Below are 19,718 nucleotides of genomic sequence, written 5' to 3'. Positions count from 1 at the left end.
CACCATATTTTCTTATCAAGCATGCGGACGTAGCTCAATTGGTAGAGCGTCGCCTTGCCAAGGCGAAGGTCGCGGGTTCGAGACCCGTCGTCCGCTCCATAGATGTTCTCGGGTCTCTCACCCGTTCCGGGTTTACCCTTGAAGAGCATCAATGAAGAGTGTCACGGGCACTTCAGATCTGGCTTGTCGGGCAGGAAATCGACGAAGCAGCGCCAGTAGAAGCGAGACCCGTCGTCCGCTTCATATCATGTGCCCTTAGCTCAGCTGGATAGAGCGTTTGACTACGAATCAAAAGGTCGGGAGTTCGAATCTCTCAGGGCACGCCTCTTTACCTTAAAAGGGAAGAGAAATAGCAAAGTCGGGAAGTAGCTCAGCTTGGTAGAGTACTTGGCTTGGGACCAAGGGGTCGCAGGTTCGAATCCTGTCTTCCCGACCATGATTTGCCTAACGATTCGTGAAAAGCTGCCGGGGTGGCGGAATGGGCAGACGCAACAGACTTAAAATCTGTCGGGAGTTTCTCCCGTACCGGTTCAAGTCCGGTCCTCGGCACCAAGTTCGTTCGATGCGGGTGTAGTTCAATGGTAGAACTCCAGCCTTCCAAGCTGGTCGCGTGGGTTCGATTCCCATCACCCGCTCCATATGTAAAAGCAGAGAGCCGTTTAGCTTTCTGCTTTTTTCGTTATTCTCCCATCGTCTCTATCCGCAAGCAAACGATCCAACAGAAAAAGACCTCGTGTGGCTGCGTCAGTCCAGCGTGCCAGAGGTCTTTTATTCGCGTAAGTATAAAAAACAAAAAGAAACAGAATCAGTCCGGGTTTCTTTCATCCGACGAGAGACGAATGAACGAAGCAGCAGGTTTAGTGCTTATGAACGTAAAAGCTTCAGAAAAACGATGTCGAAAGCTGTCTGACGGTTTCAGTGGTAGAAACATATGTTTTCGTGTACAGTAAGGCTAAGGTCGCTTACCGAACGTATAGGTAACGGATCTCTTGCATTGCCTCCTGATGACCAGGAGGCTTTTTTGTGTTCACAGAAGCGCGATTGACTTGACTATTATACTAACCCACCAGGATTCAGTTGGTCGCTTCCACAGGCTCTACAGCTTCTTCTACTGTTACGATCGGAAGCGATACGACGAAACGGGTGCGCTTCTCGTTGGAGTCGCAATGGATGGTGCCGTTGTGCTTCTCAATAATATTTTTACAGATGGACAAGCCAATGCCCGTCCCGTTTTGTTTGGTTGTAAAGAACGGTTGGAACAGAACCTCCACAATGTCGGGAGGAATCATTTCACCGTTGTTTTCCACACTTAAATAAAGCCAGCCATCCGAAGCAGTAGCGATAATGTGGACGTACTTGTCCGTTCGGTTTTGCACGGCGTCAATCGCATTGTTCAGCAAGTTGACGACAACCTGTTTCAAGCCTTCCTCATAACAAGCCAGAGAGCAGGGGTGGATTTGTTTTTCGAATCGTATGTTTTCTCCCAAAAGTCTCGGAGTAATCAGCGTTTCTACTTCAGCGAGCAGTTGCTCAACTTGGACAGTTTTGAAAATTTCATCGAGAATCGGTTTTTTGGAAAAGCTGAGAAAGCCGGTAATTTGCCGATGCAAGTTTTCAAATTCATGCATGACGACCTGAATGTACGTTTGCAATTGTGCCTGCTCCTGCGTCGACTCACTGATCAGTTTGAGAAAGCCTTCAATGGCACAGAGCGGATTGCGCAGCTCGTGAGCCATGTTGGCCGCGATTTTCCCCAGCATGGTCAGCTTGTCGTTGTGCAGGTAAGAAATCGTTTCTTCCTTTTGAACGAGCTCTTTGTTGATCATTTGCTCAAAATGATAGACAGCCCAAAAGACACTCTCGTCCATCGCTTTGCCCAGTTGCTTTTCCAGATAGTGCATGTCCTGGGGAGAGAGGGACCAATGTTGCAGTTCAGGCTGAAGCACACGCCAGAATACGTTTCGATACAACTGATACGTGCGCAAAATGGAGGAGAAGGGGAACTCCTGCGAACGCAGCCACTCTCCCATATCCAGTGCCCAGTTCTGCATGTCCTGGTCTACGTCTTCCACCAGATAACGGGCTAAGAGAACCGTTCGTTTCTCCGCAAAATCACGAGGAATTGTTACAGGGATTTCCATACTGCGAACAATTTCCTGCATCCATATCGTAGTAATTCTTGGAGCCAAGTCTAAAATTTTCCGTGAAACGTGCAATAAGTTAAGCGTCACAGTCTCCACCATCTCATTATCCACCCCACTAGAATCGTAAGGGAAAAAGGTAAGATTAGACAAGGTATAAATATCCCGATTTCGCGATAAAATGTTTTTTTGTGGAATTTTTTTGTTGACAAAATCCGCTGAAAACCGCCTTTTTTCGGAAAAATATTCAATCATAGGTCCGATTCTAGTCGCATAAAGTAGAATGGACAAACATTTCATGGACCAGGGAGGCAGGGATGGGAGAGCATTTTTGGCTGGGTCTGGTGCATATTTTCATGATTGATCTGGTACTGAGCAGCGACAATGCTGTCATCATAGGAATGGCCTGTCGGGGCTTGCCTTTACGGGAGCGAAGCCGTGCAATCATGTATGGAACGATTGGGGCTGTTGTATTGCGAATTGGCTTGACAGGCGTGATGACGTGGATGCTGGACATTCCGCTTGTAAAGGCGATCGGAGGGTTGCTGCTGCTCTGGATTGCCTGCAAGCTGATGCTGAGCAGCCACGACGAGACAACAGAGGTTGCGCACAATCAGACAATCGGCCAAGCGGTCAGAACGATTATATTAGCAGATTTTGTAATGAGTTTGGACAATGTTTTGGCGGTTGGCGGAGCCGCACATGGCGATATATGGCTGGTTTTGCTTGGACTGGGGATGAGCATCCCGCTGCTGATGTGGGGAAGCGTCTGGGTCGCGCGGCTGATGAACCGCTTCCCAGGTTTGGTCATCATCGGTGGCGGCGTGTTGGCGTTTACGGCTGTGGACATGTGTCTGGAAGACCCGTACGTGTGGAAATGGCTCAATCCGCTGATGTTGAATCACATGTGGCTTCCTGTGATTGCTGCCGCATTGATCATGCTGTGGGGGCGGATGAAAAGGGCCTGACCAGGTAATGAAAGGAAGCGGTAGTGGGGAATACTACAAAGTAAACATCGCTGGAAAGGAACCGTTGCATATGAACACAAATCTCTTGATGCTATGGGGATACTGGGATGAAATCTACCAACGGTGCACCAGACTTACCTATATTGAAAAAGGGAACAATATTTTTCGGGTCGTTCCCTTGCGTTATCGGGGTGAGTCTTTGCGTACGTCAGACGAGCGGATCATTCATGACGGCGATCTGATTTTGAAAATACATATTCACAACTACTACTTTGCCACTCTTTGCAGGGGCGTCAAAGACGAACTGAAAGTAGCCTTGTTATTGCGCAGGCATATTTTGCAATCCTTGCCGAGGCTGGCGGCTTTTCTGGAAGCGATGGAGGAACGGGAGCAAATCAAGGGAATCGTCGGCACAACCATGCTGCACAAAGGCGTGGCTCCTTTGGGCTTTTCCATTTCCGACGTACCGATGAGCTGGTTTTTCCGCTACAAGCGCTGGTATTTGCGACTGATGCTCAGAATCGTCCACCCGAACGGGAAAAAGCGCGTGCAGACGTGGAAGCAAGATATGCCGTTGAAGCGCGTCTACATGTCCAAGGAATTGCTCTTGGAGCGTTACGGCCAGAGCAAGCCGACGACAGGGGATGCCTTCTGATGGCCAAGCGCTTTTTGCTGGTCACGGAGGAATGGGCTGGCAGCGGACATCGAGTAGCGGCAGAGGCGATCCAGGAAGTATTGCAAAACATGGACGGCGCACAATCTGCGCGGGTGATCGGAGGCTTACAGACGGCCAGCCCGGGATTGCGGGTGCTGTCCCGTTTTTTTTATCTGAACATGCTGCGGTATGCGAAGCCGGTTTGGCACAAAATGTACGAGCAAGATGAGATGTGGGGAAGATCGTTATCCAAGCCACTGGGCTGGTGGCTCTCGACAAGGTTGCTCCAGCGTGTTTTGCGTGCGGAGCAGCCGGACGTCGTGGTGGCGACACATGCTTACTGCCTGTCGGCGCTCGCCTATGCCAAGCAAAAGGCGGACAAGCCTTTTCAACTGGTGAGCGTCCCTACTGACTTCCATGTCAACCGCTTCTGGATACACCCGCAAATTGACGCTTATATGGTAGCGCATGAGCAGATGGCGGAAAGGCTGACGCATCGCTATCGCATTTCCGCTGAAAAAGTGCATGTTTGCGGCATCCCGATTCGCCGTGCTTTCCATTATGCTGCGAGTAAGACCAAGTCGGATTGGAAAAGTCAGCTCGGCATTGCCGTCGATCGATTTACGGTGCTGATTGGCGGCGGCGAGGGCGGATACGGCCAGATGGAAGAAGTGATTCGCACATTGGCAGAGGAAGAGGAGCCGTTACAGATTGTCGTCATCACGGGCAAAAATGCAAGTTTGCAAAAGCGGCTGGAGACCGTGATTTCGCCGTGGAGCGAGCGGCACCGTTTTGTCGTGAAAGGCTACGAGGAGCGCATGTGGCAATGGATCGGGGCGGCAGATGCGTATGTGACCAAGCCGGGAGGAATCACTTGTGCGGAGGCGCTCGCTTTGCGGACGCCGCTCATTTTGCATCAGCCTTTGCCAGGGCAGGAGCAGTACAATAGTGCGTTTCTTACAGAGCAGCAAGCGGCGATTCTCGCTCGCTCTCCGCAGGAGATTCGCGAAGTCATTCGGGGCTTGCGCGGCTCTGGGCGCATGGGAGAGCTTGCCGCGCACATGGACAAGCTGCGGCGTCCGGAGGCAGCAGTTGAGATCGCACACGTCCTTTTTTCGCTGGAGTCTAAAATTGGAAACAAAAATCGCGAATGAACAAGGAAAACTTCACGCATATTAAACCTACCAACGACGAGGAGGTGATTACAGATGGCTAACAACAGATCCAGCAACAATCTGGTGGTTCCTCAAGCTAACCAAGCGCTGGACCAAATGAAGTACGAAATCGCTTCTGAATTCGGCGTTCAGCTTGGTCCGGACACCACTTCCCGTCAAAACGGTTCAGTTGGTGGCGAGATCACAAAACGTCTCGTTGCTTTCGCTGAACAACAATTGGCTGGCCGTGGCTAATTGCATAAGTGGATGAGGAGAGGCACCTGCGGGTGTCTTTCCTTTTTTTATGGGGAAGCAGGTGACCGAAAAATGCTTGCTCCACTACTTTTCAAGATATTTAGCTTCCGAACGATTAGAGGTGGAAACACCTGTTTGATTGATTTCCTGATTTATGTAGTCGTAATAATAAACATTATTATTATCGTCATGGAAAGTAACACGAGTAGTGTAAGTTCCAAACTTGCGATTATAGCCAGCTTTTAGATCCTGAATATTTTCTAGGTTTATGCCCTTTGATGCTAAATGGTTTCGTACATCAAGCTCCATGTTAGTCTTCACCCATGGATAGCCACCGATTATCCACTCTATATTCAATAAAATGGGGATTGATAAAATGATTAACAAAAATATAATAGCTTTCTTCATTTAACTTCCTCCTTAATTCTGGACTATATATTTACATATTATTATGAAAATTCTATAATTCGTGTATATAACTAAAATTTACCATATGAGGTGGGGACTTTGAAAAGAATTTTGCCTTTGAGTTTAAGTATTTTTTCAGCTATTGCTTTTTCCCTTTCAGGAAATGTACTTGCTGCTGAAAAAACAAACATAGTCGCGCCCTTAGGCACAGATGATCCTACTTATCCGGATACTAAAATTAAAATTAGAGTAGGTGACATACTCATTTCAGATAAGAACTCTAGTCCAAGTTTTACTGGTCATGCCGCCATTGTAACGGATACAGAAACTGTTGCTGAAATTCGTGGCTTTGGTTATAATCCTGAGTTCACAGATTTACAGGATTTCTTTGACGATCGGACAGGCGGTGATAAAGGAATCAGAATTGTGAGGTATTATAATTCGTCCGATGCTGCAGATGCAGCAGACTGGGCAGAGAACTATGTAGAGGATTTCAGGCATTTAGAGTATGACATCGACGATTTATATGATTATGAAACGTCCACTTATTGTTCCAAATTAGTCTGGGATGCCTTTTATTATGGTGCTGATGTTGAACTAGATACATCGACCATTAATTTTGGAGGATCCCGAATGTTGGTTTCTTTACCGTATGATTTGGATAATGGTAGTGATGTGAGAATTGTTGCGGAAGTAGGTGATTTCTAATTATGGTTAAGAAGATTTTCTTGAGTTTTCTTTTAATTTTAACTTTTCTTGCGGCGAATCCAAGTGTTTATGCTGCTAATCATACAACTACTCAAACTGAGAATGTCAAGCCATTAGCGTCAAAGTATGTTACTGTAACAGACAAATATTTTGGTGTCTATCCAGAAGAAATCAACTATGAAGACGCCCAGGGATACCAAGGAACGTTACATTTCACCAAGGCTATAGATGCTGGTGGAGGCTGGTGGCTAGTGACATACGGCGGATTCGTCAGGCAAAACTAAACGAAAGCGATTTGTGTGACCTGTGTCATTAAGCAAATCCAACAAGCGTCCGAATGCCCAAAATTCGGGCGTTTTTAGTTTTTACAGTAATTGCCCTTTCCTTGTCGACTCCAAACTTGTTGAAAATTATTAATTGGGTTTTGCCATACTAGCCTTGGAAATACCTTACAGCCGACAAACCAAACTTAACCGCATATTTCCGCGGTACTGGCTGATTCTATATGTGTTGGGAGGTGATTGGCTATGACAGTTGGAGCACAGGTAAAACAGGCTCTTGCCAGCCTGAAAGGGGCACAGGCAGATTTGGAGTCGTTCGCTCTTAGCACGCAGAACAAGCAAGCAAAGCAATTGTACACGGATGCAGCTGCGCAGACGCAAACGATTGTGGACAACTTGCAACAGCGTGTTACCGAGTTGGAGAACGAAGAGCCACAGTACAAAGGCTTCTAGCCATGCTGCAAAACAAGAGGGAGAGACGCTCTCTCTCTTGGCTTTTCTTCAAGGGTCAACGGTTGATGGAGGTGGAGCATGCCTGACTGGTTAAATATTTTGCTGCGTTCCATAGGAGCGTTGGCGTACTTGTTCCTTCTTACCAAAATTATTGGCAAGCGGCAAATCAAGCAGCTTACGTTCATTGAATACATCGTCGGGATTACGATCGGCTCGATTGCAGCCTTCATGGCAACGGAGATGGATGGGCCTGTTTTTCACAGTTTGATTTCCATGGGTGTGTTTGCGATTTTCCCCGTTTTAATGGAATGGGTATCGCTGAAAAGCAAGGTGATGCGCGACTTGTTCGAAGGCAAGTCAACCGTGCTGATCAAAGAAGGGAAAATCATGGAGGACAACCTGAAAAGGGAGCGGCTGACGGCAGAAGACTTAATGGAACAGCTTCGAATCAAAAATGTGTTTCGGGTGGCAGACGTCGAATTTGCGCTCATGGAGACAAACGGGGAACTGAGTGTACTGCTGAAGTCGGAAAACCAGCCTCTGACGGCTCAACAGTTGGAGCTGACGGTACCGCCAGCAGAAGAAGGCCAGGTCGTCATCATGGATGGGGTGATCATGGACGAGCCGTTGGCAACGGCGGGCTACAACCGCAGATGGGTCCGCACGCAACTGCAAAAAGCGGGTGTGGCGCTGGAAAATGTGTTTCTCGCCCAGGTAGACAAAGGAGGCGAGCTGTACCTCGATCTGTATGACGACAAGATACAGGTTCCGGCTCCGCAGGCAACGAAGCTGACTTTTGCGACTCTGAAAAAATGCCAGGCTGATCTGGAGCTGTTTGCTCTCGGGACAAAAAACGAGACAGCCAAACAGACGTATCAGCGCGACGCCGAACAATTGCAGACGATCATCGACCAGGTCAAGCCATTTTTAATACGGTAAAAAGGAGTGAGAGAAGAATGGCCGATCAAAAAAAGAAGAATTTAACCCCCGTGCAGCAGGAGTATCAGCAGTTGGCGATGCGACATGAGCCGAAGCGACCTCTCGTGCGCAATTTTTTCCGCGCCTTTATCGTGGGCGGCGTCATCTGCCTGATTGGTCAGGGGATTACCGAGCTGTTCATCCGCTACTTTGACTTTACCGAGAAAACGGCGGGAAACCCGACTGTCGCGGTTCTGATTCTGCTCTCGGCGCTTTTGACGGGACTGGGCGTGTACGACCGGATCGCCCAATGGGCCGGGGCGGGCACCAGTGTTCCGGTGACCGGATTTGCCAACTCGATTACCTCAGCCGCCATTGAGCACCGCAGCGAAGGATTGGTGCTTGGGGTAGGGGGAAACATGTTCAAGCTCGCAGGTTCTGTGATTGTGTTTGGTGTTGCTGCCGCATTTGTCATCGGCTTGATTAAAACATTGATTACGATGGGAGGGTGACACATGCGCCAGGGTCATCAGTCGTGGGTGTTTCCTTCCAGGCCGGTCATTCTCGGCCACGCTGCCATCGGCGGGCCATTTGAGGCTCAGGGGCCGTTGGCCGAGGATTTTGATACGCTGCACGGAGACTTGATGATAGGACAGGAGAGCTGGGAGAAGGCGGAGAAAGTGCTGCTGGAAGAGGCGTGCTCCAAAGCGATCGAAAAGGCGAATCTGACGAAGGAGCAGATCAACTTTTTACTGGCGGGCGATCTGATGAACCAGATCATCTCGGCAAGCTTTTCCGCAAGGACGTTGGCGATTCCGTTTCTCGGGATTTTCGGGGCTTGCTCGACAGCGATGGAAGGCTTGGCGCTCGCTGCGCAATTGGTAGACAGCCAATCTGCGGATTGCGTGCTTGCGGCAACCTCCAGCCATAATGGAGCGGCGGAGAAGCAGTATCGGTACCCGACAGAGTACGGCTCGCAGAAGCCGCCTACGGCACAGTGGACCGTTACCGGAGCGGGAGCAGCAGTCGTCGGCAAGCAAGGCCAGGGGCTGCACATTGCAGGGGCGACGATTGGACGGGTTGTAGACATGGGGATGACTGACCCGTTCAACATGGGGGCAGCCATGGCTCCGGCAGCGCTGACGACGATCGAATCGCATTTTCGTGACTTTCAGTTGCCACACGACTATTACGATCTGGTCGTGACGGGTGACTTGGGAAAAGTCGGCCACGCGATTTTGTCGGAATTGCTGCCGAAGCATAATGTCATGGTTCCGCTGCAACGCTACGTCGATTGCGGGAAGCTGATCTACGGCGACAATCCGAACGTCTGGTCGGGCGGGAGCGGATGTGGCTGCATTGCGACGGTCACCTACGGACATTTGCTGCGGAGAATGAAGGCAGGCGAATGGAAGCGGATGCTGCTGGTTGCCACAGGTGCGCTGTTATCGCCTATTTCGTACCAGCAAGGAGAGAGCATCCCGTGTATCGCGCACGCAGTAGCCATAGAGTCCGAGTAACCTGGAGAGTGATAGCATGACGTTTTTATGGGCATTTCTCGTAGGCGGGATCATCTGTGTCATCGGGCAATTCCTCATGGATGTGGTCAAGCTGACCCCCGCTCATACGATGTCGTCCCTCGTTGTCGCAGGTGCCGTCCTGGATGGCTTCGGGCTGTATGAGCCGCTGGTTCAGTTCGCGGGAGCAGGTGCGACCGTCCCGATTACGAGCTTTGGCAACGCGCTCGTTCACGGGGCGATGGCCGAAGCGGAGCAGCATGGGGTGATCGGCGTTGTGACCGGCATTTTTGAGGTGACCAGTGCAGGGATATCCGCTGCCATTGTGTTTGGCTTTTTGATGGCGCTTATCTTCCGGCCCAAAGGATAAAGTCGGCAAAAGCGAGTCAGATGTTACCTCTGCTGCCAAAATGCTTGAATTGAACCTACTTTCGCCAGCGGGTAGAATGGTGGCGTTAGGAGGGGATGTTCATGTCATGGCAGAAAAAAACATTGACGACCCTGCTCGCGGCGATGCTTGCCGTCGCGTTTGTCTTCCCTGCCGAATCTTACGCGGCATCGCTTGTAAAGCGCGGCAGCGAGAGCGGGGATGTGTGGGACTTGCAGTATCGCCTGCAAATATTGGGGTACTATCAGGACAAGCTGGATGGCAGTTTTGGGGCGAACACGGCTCAGGCGGTGCGCCAGTTTCAAAAAGCATACGGTCTGCCAGCCGATGGGATCGCTGGTGAAAATACATGGCGTTCACTGAAAAAAGTGTCGGTCAATCAGAACGAGATGCAAATGCTCGCTCAGCTCGTCTATTCGGAAGCGCGGGGCGAAAGCTTCAAGGGGCAAGTAGCGGTTGCGGCCGTCGCCCTGAATCGTCTTCAGTCCAAAGACTTCCCGAATACGCTCAAGGGCGTCATTTTCGAGCCGTACGCTTTTACCGCAGTCGATGATGGACAGTACTGGTTGAGCCCCAACAAGACGGCTTACCGGGCAGCGTGGGAAGCAGTGCGGGGCTGGGACCCAACCAATGGTGCCCTCTATTACTTCAACCCGGCGACCGCCACGTCCAAATGGATTTGGTCGCGTCCGCAAGTGGTGCAAATCGGCAAGCACATTTTTGCCAAGTGACGAAGAGAAGCGACGTAAAAGACTCTTGTTTTTCCGCGACAGCCAGCGGAAAGCAAGAGTCTTTTTTCCTGAAAAGCCCCAATGCGCGTCGTTCGCGCCTGGCGGGAAGGGACAGGCAATTGGGAAGAATTGTCCCTTGTTTTCACGAAATGTTTCGATAAAATGAAACGAAACGGCTTCGAATCTTTTTTCTGGAGGATGATGATGAGGAAACAGATGATCCTGGCCTCGCTGGCAGCCTTGCTGGTCATTGGTGCGCCGGTTGCAGAGGCAAAGACAAACGAGACGAGCAGTACACCGTACACAGACATTGCAGAGCATTGGGCCAAAAAGGAAATTGAAACATTATACATAGCGGGAGTCATTGGCGATACCGAGTCGTTTCGGCCAGATGATCCGATTACGCGCGGGGAACTGGTAACGATGTTTGTCAAGGCAAAAGGGATAGAGCCAGGCACAGCGAGCCAGTCACCATTTGCTGACATTTCGTCAGACAGTTGGATGGCACCATATGCGGAAACTGCCTATCGCCTTGGAATCGTCCATGGCACCAAACAAGGAAGCCAAGTATTTTTGAAACCGGAGGAGCTTGTTACGAGAGAGGAGCTTGCTTCGATTTTGATTCGAACGATGGGCGATAGCGGTGTCGTCAATCAGCTCAAATGGTCGACGACGGTTCAGACGTTGGCCAAATACCCGGATGGGCGCAGCGTGGATGAAGGTTACCAGCGTCCGCTCGTGTACGCCTTGGAAAAAGGCTTGATGAGCGCCTATGGCGACGGCACGCTGAAGCCGAAAAACCGGATGACGAGAGCGGAGGCAGCCACGTATGCGGCCGTGCACCTCGTCAGCGGCCAAGCTTCCAAAAGCGGGCAGCAGCTGTTCAACGGGACGGCCTATAAGCAGGCGCTGACCGTCCAGACGACCGCCTACAGCAACCCGAACCAGCCGATCCTGTCGTATTTGGAGTATCCGCTCCGTGAAGGCGTCGTCGCTGTCGATCCGGCTGTCATTCCGCTCGGCAGCCATCTGTACATCGATGGTTACGGCTACGCAGTTGCCGCAGACATTGGCGGTGCCGTTAAGCAGCGTCACGTCGACTTGTATTTGCCGACCTTGCAGGAAGCCGAAAACTACGGCATGAAGCAGGGCGTCAAAGTATACGTGCTGGATTAACGTATCGTTAAGGACATATTTCCTGCTCTTTCCACTCATACTAACGTGGAAAGGGTGGGATTTTTTTGTGGGCCTGGGTATTTCTCGGATTGCTTGTCTTATTGCTGCTGCTTGTGATTACCCCAGTAAAAATCAGTTGCTATTATCATCGAAAAGAGGAAGACGATCAACTGGAAGTGGAGCTTGAGGCGTGGCATGGCCTTTTTTCCCGAAAATACGAGTTGCCGATTTTGCTGTTCAAAGTGTCCCCGGCAGGCCCGGAGCTGGTGGCAAAGGTGGAGACGATCGAGCAAGGAAGCAAGGTGCAGGAAAAAATCAAAGACTTTACCCGCCGCCAAGTAAAAAGATGGTATCACAACTATCGGGAGCTGGTCGATCGCGTACGGGATTTGCTGCCGCTTTTTCGCGACTTGTGCAAGCAGATTCACTGCACCAAGCTGGAATGGCATACGTTGCTCGGCACAGGGCAGGCTGCGGAAACAGGAGCCATCACCGGAGTGATCTGGGGCGTGAAAAGCTTGATTGTCGGGGTGCTGTCACACTCGATCTCGCTGCGGACGATGCCTGCGATGAGCGTCCAGCCCGTGTGGAATGATGCGGTGATCCAGACAACGTTTCGCTGTGTCTTTCGCTTTTACTTGGGGCACTTTCTGTTTTCGCTGCTGAAAATTGCCTGGCGGATCAGGAAAACGGGCCAGCGCAAATGGCATACAAGCCCATCGCAAGCATGAACCAGCACAAAAAAACGTGACGCTTTCCGTCATGTAGCCGCGTTCCTGTACATGCTCTGAAATTGTTGGGGGAATGTTAATAGATGAGACATGCAGGAAGGAGGAGCAGCTTACTATGGCAGACCACCCGATTCAGGGCCTCATGAGAACAGCGATGGAAAATCTCAAGCAAATGGTGGACGTGAACACGATTATTGGCGATCCTGTCGAGACGCCGGACGGCAGTGTGATTCTCCCTATCTCCAAAGTGGGATTCGGCTTTGCTGCTGGAGGTAGCGAATTTCACTACGACCAGCATCACCAGGGAATCGATGGACATCCGTTTGGCGGCGGTAGCGGGGGCGGTGTCTCGATTACACCCGTGGCCTTTTTGGTCGTCGGAAAACAAGGAATACGCTCCATACCGCTGGAAAATACGACGCATCTGTACGACCGGATTCTCGACTCCGTTCCGCAGTTTGTGGACAAGATGCAGTCGCTTTTTAAAAAGCACGACGAGATGCCTGTTCAGTCCCATCCGGGAAGGAAGAGGGTAGACGATCACGACTTGGAAGAGTTGATGGACCGGGGTTAAAAAATGAAAACAGGTATGCGCCTATTGCGGGGCATACCTGTTTTTTGCTTTCATCAGCACACTTCTCTACCACAATTGGTTGAGGAACAAGCCTGTTTGCGCCACGTAGCGGTAGTTCATTCCCGAAGCGGAAGTGTTGTAGTACGGATTGGCCGAGGTTGCGGCTGCGTAGGCTTGGGAGAACGAGCCAAACGGCTTGCTCTGCACCTTGACGACCTCTTCGCGAATCGCGAGGGAGAGGCGAGTCATTTCGTCGACAAAGCCGGAAACATGCGCAGAAGTGGCTTCACGCCAAACTTGCTCATCGAAGGACAACAATCCATCTTTGCGAAAGCCAAGCCCGTAACGGTCGAGTGTTCCTCTGGACGCTCGGGTTATATGTGCGAACGGATCAAGCTTTTGCGATGACAAGGCAGATGCCTGCTCTGTCAAAAAGTCGTGCAACTGGTTGTAGCGGTTGACGAACGCGTGCGTCTTTTGCAAAAGCCGATCGTAGTCAGGCGCAATCTCGACGACAATGTCTGTAGCTGTTGTTTGAAGCATGGAGACTTGTACGGCATCGTTCGTGAGCCAAACGTGGTTGGAAGGGCTTGAATCCCGCCTTCCATTCCACACAAACACAGCGTCAGCGGCGCTTGTCGTCGCGCGGTCAAGGCCGAGCACACGGATCGTATTTCCGCTCACATCCTGCAAGGCAAAAGACTCGCCGGCTCCTGTTTTGCGCGAAGAAACGCTCAGCGCCACATACTGCCCTTCGGATTTCTGGCGGACATCTACGGGAAGCGAGCTGTTGCGCAGTGCTTCGGCAACCGAACGCAGGCTGTCCGCGTGCGTGTCGTTGCCATGCGAATAATAGGCAAACAACTCCTCTTGCTCGCCGAAGTGCAGGCTAAACTGCTGCGGGCCTTCGGTTACAAGTGTCGGGAAATCACCCGGCAATGCTGTGCCTGTGTTGGTCTGTCCGCTCGCCAGGGAGCCGATGGACAGACGGTGCGTGCCGTTCGTTGCTCGCGGACCGGGTTTGACGGCTGCCGCCTCCGGTTGAGAGGAGACGACAGTCCGTTGGTTGATGGCACTTTCCGGTCGCGCGGGGTCAAACTCTTGGGCAGCTTGATCCAGGTCAGCAAAAAAGCGGTACAGGCGGGACAAGGAATCGGAGAGATCAGTCATCCACTGTTGCTGCCGGGTATAGTAAGGCTGCAGACTATATCCGAAAATCGGCTCGACAGGAGAGCTGAGCTTCGCCTGTACCATTTGAAAATGATAGCGGCCGACTCGGGAGCTGTAAGGAATTTGGCTGACTCGGTCCAATTTCAAGTCGATCACCTCACCACGAACAATTGGATTTCGATGGAAACCATCGTCTGTTACCTTTCATTATAGACGATGACTACTCCATTTCAATGAGCAGATCGCCAGTTTCGATCGCTTCGCCCGCTTTTACGTAAACGGCTTTGACTTTGCCGTCTTGCGGTGCCTGGATCGTCGTCTCCATTTTCATCGCTTCGCTGACGAGAAGGTGTTCGCCTTTGCGCACTTTGTCGCCCTCTGCCACGAGTACCTTCAATACCTTGCCCGGCATGGAAGCACCGAGGTGAGCGGAATTTTGCGGGTCTGCTTTTCGGCGAATCGTCTCCGAGACTTTTGCCGACTGGTCGCGAACGAAAATTTCCCGCGGCTGACCGTTCAGCTCGAAGTAGATGATGCGGCGTCCATCCGGATGAAGCTCGCCGACAGCGACCAGCTTGATGATCAATGTTTTTCCGCGCTCAATCGTAATCGCGGTTTCCTCGCCAGGACGCAGGCCGTAGAAGAACGTCGATGTGTTCAGGACGGACAGGTCGCCGTATTCTTTCAGGCGCTGGTCAAATTGCAAGTAAACCTGCGGGTACATGATGTACGAGAGCACATCCAGCTCGCTCGGCTCGCGGCCGATTTTTTCAGCCAGCTCCGATGTCACCTGGGCGAAGTCGATCGGCGCAAGCAACTCTCCAGGACGAGCTGTAAAGGCATCGCGGCCTTTCAGCACGAGTTCTTGCAGCTTTTTCGGGAAGCCGCCTGGCGGTTGACCCAGATAGCCTTGGAAAAACTGAATGACGGAATCAGGGAAGTCGAGGCGTTCGCCTTTCTCCCAAATATTTTCTTCGTTCAGGTTGTTTTGCACCATGAACAAGGCCAGATCGCCGACGACTTTCGAGGACGGTGTGACTTTGACGATATCCCCGCACATTTGGTTGACGACGGCGTACATATGCTTGACTTCGTCCCAACGGCCTTCCAAGCCGACAGCTTTTGCCTGCTGCTCCAGATTGGTGTACTGACCGCCTGGCATTTCATGCACGTATACTTCGGTATTGCTCGCTTTCATGCCGCTTTCAAAGCCTTGGTAGTACGGTCTGACATCTTCCCAGTAATCGGACAGCTTGTTGAACGAATCAAGCGACAAACCCGTCTCGCGTTCGGTATGGGCGAGGCTCGCGATCAATCCGTTGAGGCTTGGCTGCGAGGTCAAGCCCGACATGGAGCTGACGCACGCGTCGACGATATCGACTCCTGCTTCGACGGCTTTGAGCAGCATGGCCGCACCGTTGCCAGACGTATCGTGCGTGTGCAGGTGAATCGGAATGCCGATTTCCTGTTTCAAGGCGCGAACCAGTTCGTAAGCGGCGTAAGGCTTCAGCAATCCGGCCATATCCTTGATCGCCAAAATGTGCGCGCCTGCTTTTTCCAGTTCTTTCGCCAGGTTGACGTAGTAAGACAGCGTGTATTTCGTTTTGCTCGGGTCGAGGATGTCGCCTGTGTAGCAAATCGCCGCTTCCGCCACTTTGCCTGTTTCGCGCACGGCGTCGATGGCCGTCTGCATGCCTGGCAGCCAGTTCAGGCTGTCGAAGATGCGGAAGACATCAATGCCGTTTTCCGCCGAAGCCTTGACGAACGCATGGATGACGTTGTCCGGGTAGTTCGTGTAGCCAACCCCGTTTGCCCCGCGCAAAAGCATCTGGAACAGCACATTCGGGATGCGCTGGCGCAAAATCTGCAGCCGCTCCCAAGGCGATTCCTGCAAAAAGCGCATGGAGGTGTCAAACGTAGCGCCGCCCCACATTTCCAAAGAGAACAGTCCCGAGCCAAGCTTGCCCGTCGCTTCGGCAATCGACGCGAGGTCGTACGTGCGCACGCGCGTGGCAAACAGCGACTGGTGGGCATCGCGGAATGTCGTATCGGTTACGAGCACCTGCTTTTGCTCCTGAATCCAGCGAACCAGGCCATCCGCTCCGTCTTTGTCCAAAATTTGCTTCGTTCCATCCGGGTACGGTTGGGTAAACGGTGTGCGCGGAATGCGCGGCGAGTCAAAGTGCGGCTTTTTGTCCGGCTTTGCCATGCCCGGATAGCCGTTGACAATCGTATTGCCGATGTACGATAGTAATTTGGAACCCCTGTCCTGACGGCCGGGGAACACGAACAGTTCCGGTTTTGTATCAATGAAGGAGGTGTCGTAGTTGCCGCTGAGGAAATCAGCGTGTGTGACGACATTCTCCAGGAAAGGCAAGTTGGTTTTCACACCGCGGATGCGGAACTCCCGCAGCGTACGCAGCATTTTGCGCGCAGCTTGATCAAAGCTGGTTCCGTACGTGGAGATTTTCACCAGCAAGGAGTCGTAGAACGGTGTAATAATCGCGCCAGGGTAGCCGTTTCCGCCGTCGAGCCGGACGCCGAAGCCGCCGCCGGAACGCCAGGCTGACAGACGGCCCGCGTCTGGCAGGAAGTTGTTTTCTGCATCTTCTGTCGTTACGCGACACTGGATCGCATAGCCGCTCATTTGAATCTGGGACTGCGAGGCGATCCCGATTTCCGGATCGGAGAGGGCGTGTCCTTCCGCGACGCGAATTTGCGACTGCACGATATCGATGCCGGTAATCAGCTCGGTGATCGTATGTTCCACTTGAATCCGCGGATTGACTTCAATAAAATAAAAGCGCTTGTCCGGCGTGAGCAAAAACTCGACCGTCCCTGCGTTGGAATAGCCAGCTTTTTTCATCAGGGTGAGAGCTGCCTGGCAAATTTCTTCGCGCAGGCTATCGTCGAGAGAAAGGCTTGGCGCCACTTCGACCACTTTTTGATGGCGTCGTTGCACCGAGCAATCGCGTTCGAACAAGTGCACGATGTTTCCGTGGTTGTCGCCGAGAATTTGCACTTCGATATGCTTTGGCTGCTCCAGATAGCGCTCCAGGTATACTTTGGCGTTGCCGAAGGAGGAACGCGCTTCTGAACGGGCGCGATCAAGCGAGTCTTGCAGCTCGTCCTGGCTGCGGACGATGCGCATCCCGCGACCGCCACCGCCGGAGACGCCTTTGATGATGATCGGATAGCCGTATTCCTTGGCGAACAGCAGGGCCTCCTGCAAAGTCTCAATCGGCTCCGGCGTGCCTGGAATGACCGGGATTTGTGCTTCGATGGCAAGCTTTCTCGCTTCGACCTTGTCGCCGAATTTCTCGATCAACTCGGAAGAAGGACCGATGAAAATAATTCCTTCCTCCTGGCAGCGTTTGGCGAAATCGGCGTTTTCGGCGAGGAATCCATAACCGGGGTGGATCGCATCGATATCGTTGCGCTTGGCGATCTCGATGATGCTGTCGATGTCCAGGTAAGCTTCGATCGGGCCTTTTCCGGCACCGACCAAATAGGACTCGTCCGCTTTGAAACGATGAATCGAGACGTTGTCTTGCTCAGAGTAAATCGCTACAGTACGGATGCCCAGCTCGGTAGCCGCACGGAAAATGCGAATCGCAATTTCTCCGCGGTTTGCTACCAGCAGCCGATTAATCTTTCTCTTTTCCAAATTTCTCTCCCCCTTTGTCTCTTTGAGAGACATGAAAAAATTATATATAGCATAAATATACAAAATTTTCGTGATACAAGACACCCTTTTTTCTTTTACAACATAAGCCAACTGACTGGAGTGAATCGTTTTGCCAAAGCAACTGCCTGTTTTCGTCTATGGCACATTATTGTCCGGCTTTCATAATGACAGCGGTTATATCAAACCGTTTTCGCATACCAAAACAAGGGCGACGATCAAGGGGGAAATCTATCATTTGCCAGAAGGCTACCCCGGCTTGCTCATGACAGACGCGGGAGAAGTGGCAGGCGAGATCGTCGATTTTGCCCCTGAGGTGTACGAAAAGGCGCTGGCTGGTCTCGACGAGCTGGAAACCTACTACGGCGAGGGAGACTCGCGAAACGAGTACGAGCGGATTCCCGTAACAGCCTGTGTCCGAGAGACTGGGCAAGAGGTAGAGGTGTACGTTTACCGCTATTTGGATGAAGCCTATGTGAAGCGGGTCGGGACCAGAGTGGAGCACGGAGACTGGCGCGCCTTCATGGAGCGGGCTGAATAGCAGAGGCGCGTTTTGCCAAAACTGGTAGGGAAAAGGAGGGACCCTGCCATGGAATTGATGAACGCGAAACCTGCGCAAATCTGGCGCTTGCTTATTCCGCAAAGCTTTTGGATGTTCACCGAGGAAGTTCCCGAGGATGAGCTGATCTTTCACTATCGCGACCATATTTACTTCGTGAATCAGGATGGCTCGGTATTGGCGCTGCCCAAGCCGGCCTGCTTTGACATGCTGGATATGGGCACGCTGCTGGAATGTCTGGCGACGTCCGACGATACGATTGACTTTGACGACGAGGGCGAGTTTGACTACGGATTTGTCCTGAAGCAGATGGGCTACATCGTCCCGGTCAGGGAGAAGCGGGAAAAGGCTACGTATCAGATCGAGATTTTCAATACGGCATTGCCAAAGGCACACGCTACGCGCTACGAGATGAAGCATGTCGATTTTGGCTTCGCGCTTTACCATGCGCTGATGCGTTGCCACGAGCTGAACGCGAAAACAGATTGGGAGTATGAGCACGAAGTGAAACGCATCGTCAAGGTGGATGCCAAAGCTTCCGGGAAAGTGCAAGTGAATCTGTAATTTCTACTATTGGCATAGTGAAAAAAAGTGAATGATAGGGTATGATAAATGAGGTACATATGAAAGTATTGGTGAGGAGGAAGAAATCATGACAACTGCTGTTGAGCGTCAAGGCGCATTTGTTTTCAAAGGGGGTCCTGTTACCCTGCTCGGTCCGGAAATCAAAGTGGGAGATACTGCTCCTAACTTCACTGTAGTAGGCGGCGACCTGTCCCCTGTAACTCTGGACGATTCCAAAGGAACCGTTCGCATCATCTCCGTAATCCCATCCATCGACACAGGTGTTTGCGACGCGCAAACTCGTCGTTTCAACGAAGAGGCTGCCGGTCTGGAAGGCGTAACAGTTCTGACTGTTTCCGTTGACCTGCCATTCGCGCAAAACCGCTGGTGCGGTGCTGCTGGCATCGACAAAGTGAAAACTGTATCCGACCACAAAGACCTGTCCTTCGGTACAGCTTACGGCGTAGCGATCAAGGAATTTCGTCTGCTGTCCCGCGCTGTATTCGTAATCGATGCAAATGACAAAGTGGTTCATGCGGAGTATGTGGCTGCTGCTGGTGAGCATCCAAACTACGAAGCGGCAATCGCTGCTGCAAAAGCTGCGAAGTAAGCTTTTTCGCAAGCAATCTGCTGAGAGTCAGACCCCCTTTTCGTCTATGGAGACGAGGAGGGGGTTTTTGTT

General features: G+C 51.7%; 22 protein-coding genes and 6 tRNA genes (1 of these 28 only partly in view). 24 read left to right on the top strand and 4 right to left on the bottom strand.

Annotation, left to right across the window (positions count from 1 at the left end; translation table 11 throughout):
• The 6 genes from HP435_RS19740 to HP435_RS19715 all read left to right on the top strand — a co-directional run.
• Positions 1 to 5, top strand: a tRNA-Leu gene (locus HP435_RS19740); it begins 82 nt to the left of the window's first position.
• Between the two features lie 18 nt (positions 6 to 23).
• Positions 24 to 99 (top strand) — tRNA-Gly (locus HP435_RS19735).
• 150 nt (positions 100 to 249) lie between these two features.
• A tRNA-Arg gene (locus HP435_RS19730) sits at positions 250 to 323 on the top strand.
• 36 nt (positions 324 to 359) lie between these two features.
• Positions 360 to 436 (top strand) — tRNA-Pro (locus HP435_RS19725).
• A 28-nt stretch (positions 437 to 464) separates the two neighbouring features.
• Positions 465 to 552, top strand: a tRNA-Leu gene (locus tag HP435_RS19720).
• A gap of 12 nt (positions 553 to 564) precedes the next feature.
• Positions 565 to 638 (top strand) — tRNA-Gly (locus HP435_RS19715).
• A 435-nt stretch (positions 639 to 1,073) separates the two neighbouring features.
• Here the strand turns inward: HP435_RS19715 and HP435_RS19710 are convergent.
• Positions 1,074 to 2,243, bottom strand: a complete 1,170-nt coding sequence (locus HP435_RS19710) for a sensor histidine kinase (RefSeq protein ID WP_122964759.1) — start codon at positions 2,241 to 2,243, stop codon at positions 1,074 to 1,076.
• 215 nt (positions 2,244 to 2,458) lie between these two features.
• Between HP435_RS19710 and HP435_RS19705 the strand changes: the two genes are divergently transcribed.
• From HP435_RS19705 to HP435_RS19690, 4 genes are all read left to right on the top strand, one after another.
• Positions 2,459 to 3,109, top strand: a complete 651-nt coding sequence (locus HP435_RS19705) for a TerC family protein (protein WP_122964760.1) — start codon at positions 2,459 to 2,461, stop codon at positions 3,107 to 3,109.
• Positions 3,110 to 3,179: 70 nt separating this feature from the next.
• Positions 3,180 to 3,764 carry a YkoP family protein gene (locus HP435_RS19700; RefSeq protein ID WP_122964840.1) on the top strand — a complete coding sequence of 195 codons (585 nt, stop codon included), beginning with the start codon at positions 3,180 to 3,182 and terminating at the stop codon, positions 3,762 to 3,764.
• Positions 3,764 to 4,918, top strand: a complete 1,155-nt coding sequence (locus HP435_RS19695) for an MGDG synthase family glycosyltransferase (protein ID WP_173599587.1) — start codon at positions 3,764 to 3,766, stop codon at positions 4,916 to 4,918. The genes HP435_RS19700 and HP435_RS19695 overlap by 1 nt, the downstream gene beginning before the upstream one ends.
• Positions 4,919 to 4,972: 54 nt before the next feature.
• Complete coding sequence (locus HP435_RS19690) at positions 4,973 to 5,173, top strand: alpha/beta-type small acid-soluble spore protein (RefSeq protein ID WP_063230695.1); 201 nt, start codon at positions 4,973 to 4,975, stop codon at positions 5,171 to 5,173.
• 84 nt (positions 5,174 to 5,257) lie between these two features.
• On the opposite strand, the gene HP435_RS19685 is transcribed toward HP435_RS19690, so the two are convergent.
• A complete protein-coding gene (locus HP435_RS19685; protein WP_173599588.1) occupies positions 5,258 to 5,581 on the bottom strand; it encodes a DUF3139 domain-containing protein in 324 nt (107 codons plus the stop codon).
• A 99-nt stretch (positions 5,582 to 5,680) separates the two neighbouring features.
• Between HP435_RS19685 and HP435_RS19680 the strand changes: the two genes are divergently transcribed.
• The 11 genes from HP435_RS19680 to ytfJ all read left to right on the top strand — a co-directional run bounded on the left by HP435_RS19680 (position 5,681) and on the right by ytfJ (position 13,058).
• On the top strand, positions 5,681 to 6,289 hold the full coding sequence (locus tag HP435_RS19680) for a YiiX/YebB-like N1pC/P60 family cysteine hydrolase (RefSeq protein ID WP_173599589.1): 609 nt from the start codon (positions 5,681 to 5,683) through the stop codon (positions 6,287 to 6,289).
• A 2-nt stretch (positions 6,290 to 6,291) separates the two neighbouring features.
• Positions 6,292 to 6,573, top strand: coding sequence for a hypothetical protein (locus HP435_RS19675; protein ID WP_173599590.1), 282 nt, complete (start codon positions 6,292 to 6,294; stop codon positions 6,571 to 6,573).
• A 243-nt stretch (positions 6,574 to 6,816) separates the two neighbouring features.
• Complete coding sequence (locus HP435_RS19670) at positions 6,817 to 7,023, top strand: DUF1657 domain-containing protein (RefSeq protein WP_063230694.1); 207 nt, start codon at positions 6,817 to 6,819, stop codon at positions 7,021 to 7,023.
• Positions 7,024 to 7,101: 78 nt separating this feature from the next.
• Positions 7,102 to 7,962, top strand: coding sequence for a DUF421 domain-containing protein (locus HP435_RS19665; protein WP_122964762.1), 861 nt, complete (start codon positions 7,102 to 7,104; stop codon positions 7,960 to 7,962).
• A 17-nt stretch (positions 7,963 to 7,979) separates the two neighbouring features.
• A complete protein-coding gene (spoVAC, locus tag HP435_RS19660) occupies positions 7,980 to 8,453 on the top strand; it encodes a stage V sporulation protein AC (protein ID WP_063230692.1) in 474 nt (157 codons plus the stop codon).
• Positions 8,454 to 8,456: 3 nt separating this feature from the next.
• Positions 8,457 to 9,461, top strand: coding sequence for a stage V sporulation protein AD (gene spoVAD, locus HP435_RS19655; protein ID WP_063230691.1), 1,005 nt, complete (start codon positions 8,457 to 8,459; stop codon positions 9,459 to 9,461).
• A gap of 16 nt (positions 9,462 to 9,477) precedes the next feature.
• Complete coding sequence (gene spoVAE, locus HP435_RS19650; RefSeq protein WP_122964764.1) at positions 9,478 to 9,828, top strand: stage V sporulation protein AE; 351 nt, start codon at positions 9,478 to 9,480, stop codon at positions 9,826 to 9,828.
• Positions 9,829 to 9,929: 101 nt separating this feature from the next.
• Complete coding sequence (gene sleB / locus HP435_RS19645; protein ID WP_122964765.1) at positions 9,930 to 10,577, top strand: spore cortex-lytic enzyme; 648 nt, start codon at positions 9,930 to 9,932, stop codon at positions 10,575 to 10,577.
• A gap of 204 nt (positions 10,578 to 10,781) precedes the next feature.
• Complete coding sequence (locus tag HP435_RS19640; protein WP_173599591.1) at positions 10,782 to 11,753, top strand: S-layer homology domain-containing protein; 972 nt, start codon at positions 10,782 to 10,784, stop codon at positions 11,751 to 11,753.
• A gap of 65 nt (positions 11,754 to 11,818) precedes the next feature.
• A complete protein-coding gene (locus HP435_RS19635; protein WP_173599592.1) occupies positions 11,819 to 12,484 on the top strand; it encodes a DUF2953 domain-containing protein in 666 nt (221 codons plus the stop codon).
• A gap of 115 nt (positions 12,485 to 12,599) precedes the next feature.
• Entirely contained in the window at positions 12,600 to 13,058 is a 459-nt protein-coding gene (ytfJ, locus tag HP435_RS19630; protein ID WP_063230686.1) for a GerW family sporulation protein, read from the top strand.
• A 66-nt stretch (positions 13,059 to 13,124) separates the two neighbouring features.
• On the opposite strand, the gene fliD is transcribed toward ytfJ, so the two are convergent.
• On the bottom strand, positions 13,125 to 14,384 hold the full coding sequence (gene fliD / locus HP435_RS19625; RefSeq protein WP_229049712.1) for a flagellar filament capping protein FliD: 1,260 nt from the start codon (positions 14,382 to 14,384) through the stop codon (positions 13,125 to 13,127).
• 64 nt (positions 14,385 to 14,448) lie between these two features.
• Positions 14,449 to 17,895 (bottom strand): pyruvate carboxylase, encoded by a 3,447-nt coding sequence (gene pyc, locus HP435_RS19620; protein ID WP_173599594.1) that lies wholly within the window; start codon positions 17,893 to 17,895, stop codon positions 14,449 to 14,451.
• A gap of 130 nt (positions 17,896 to 18,025) precedes the next feature.
• On the opposite strand from pyc, the gene HP435_RS19615 reads away from it, so the two are divergent.
• From HP435_RS19615 to tpx, 3 genes are all read left to right on the top strand, one after another.
• Positions 18,026 to 18,454, top strand: coding sequence for a gamma-glutamylcyclotransferase family protein (locus HP435_RS19615; protein WP_122964769.1), 429 nt, complete (start codon positions 18,026 to 18,028; stop codon positions 18,452 to 18,454).
• A 48-nt stretch (positions 18,455 to 18,502) separates the two neighbouring features.
• Positions 18,503 to 19,036 (top strand): hypothetical protein, encoded by a 534-nt coding sequence (locus HP435_RS19610; protein ID WP_173597798.1) that lies wholly within the window; start codon positions 18,503 to 18,505, stop codon positions 19,034 to 19,036.
• A gap of 88 nt (positions 19,037 to 19,124) precedes the next feature.
• A complete protein-coding gene (gene tpx, locus HP435_RS19605) occupies positions 19,125 to 19,646 on the top strand; it encodes a thiol peroxidase (RefSeq protein ID WP_122964771.1) in 522 nt (173 codons plus the stop codon).
• Positions 19,647 to 19,718: the final 72 nt, after the last annotated feature.

Origin of the sequence: Brevibacillus sp. HD3.3A, assembly GCF_013284375.2 — a bacterium.
Classification (GTDB): Bacteria; Bacillota; Bacilli; order Brevibacillales; family Brevibacillaceae; genus Brevibacillus; species Brevibacillus parabrevis.
This window is presented reverse-complemented; position numbering and strand designations above follow the sequence as displayed.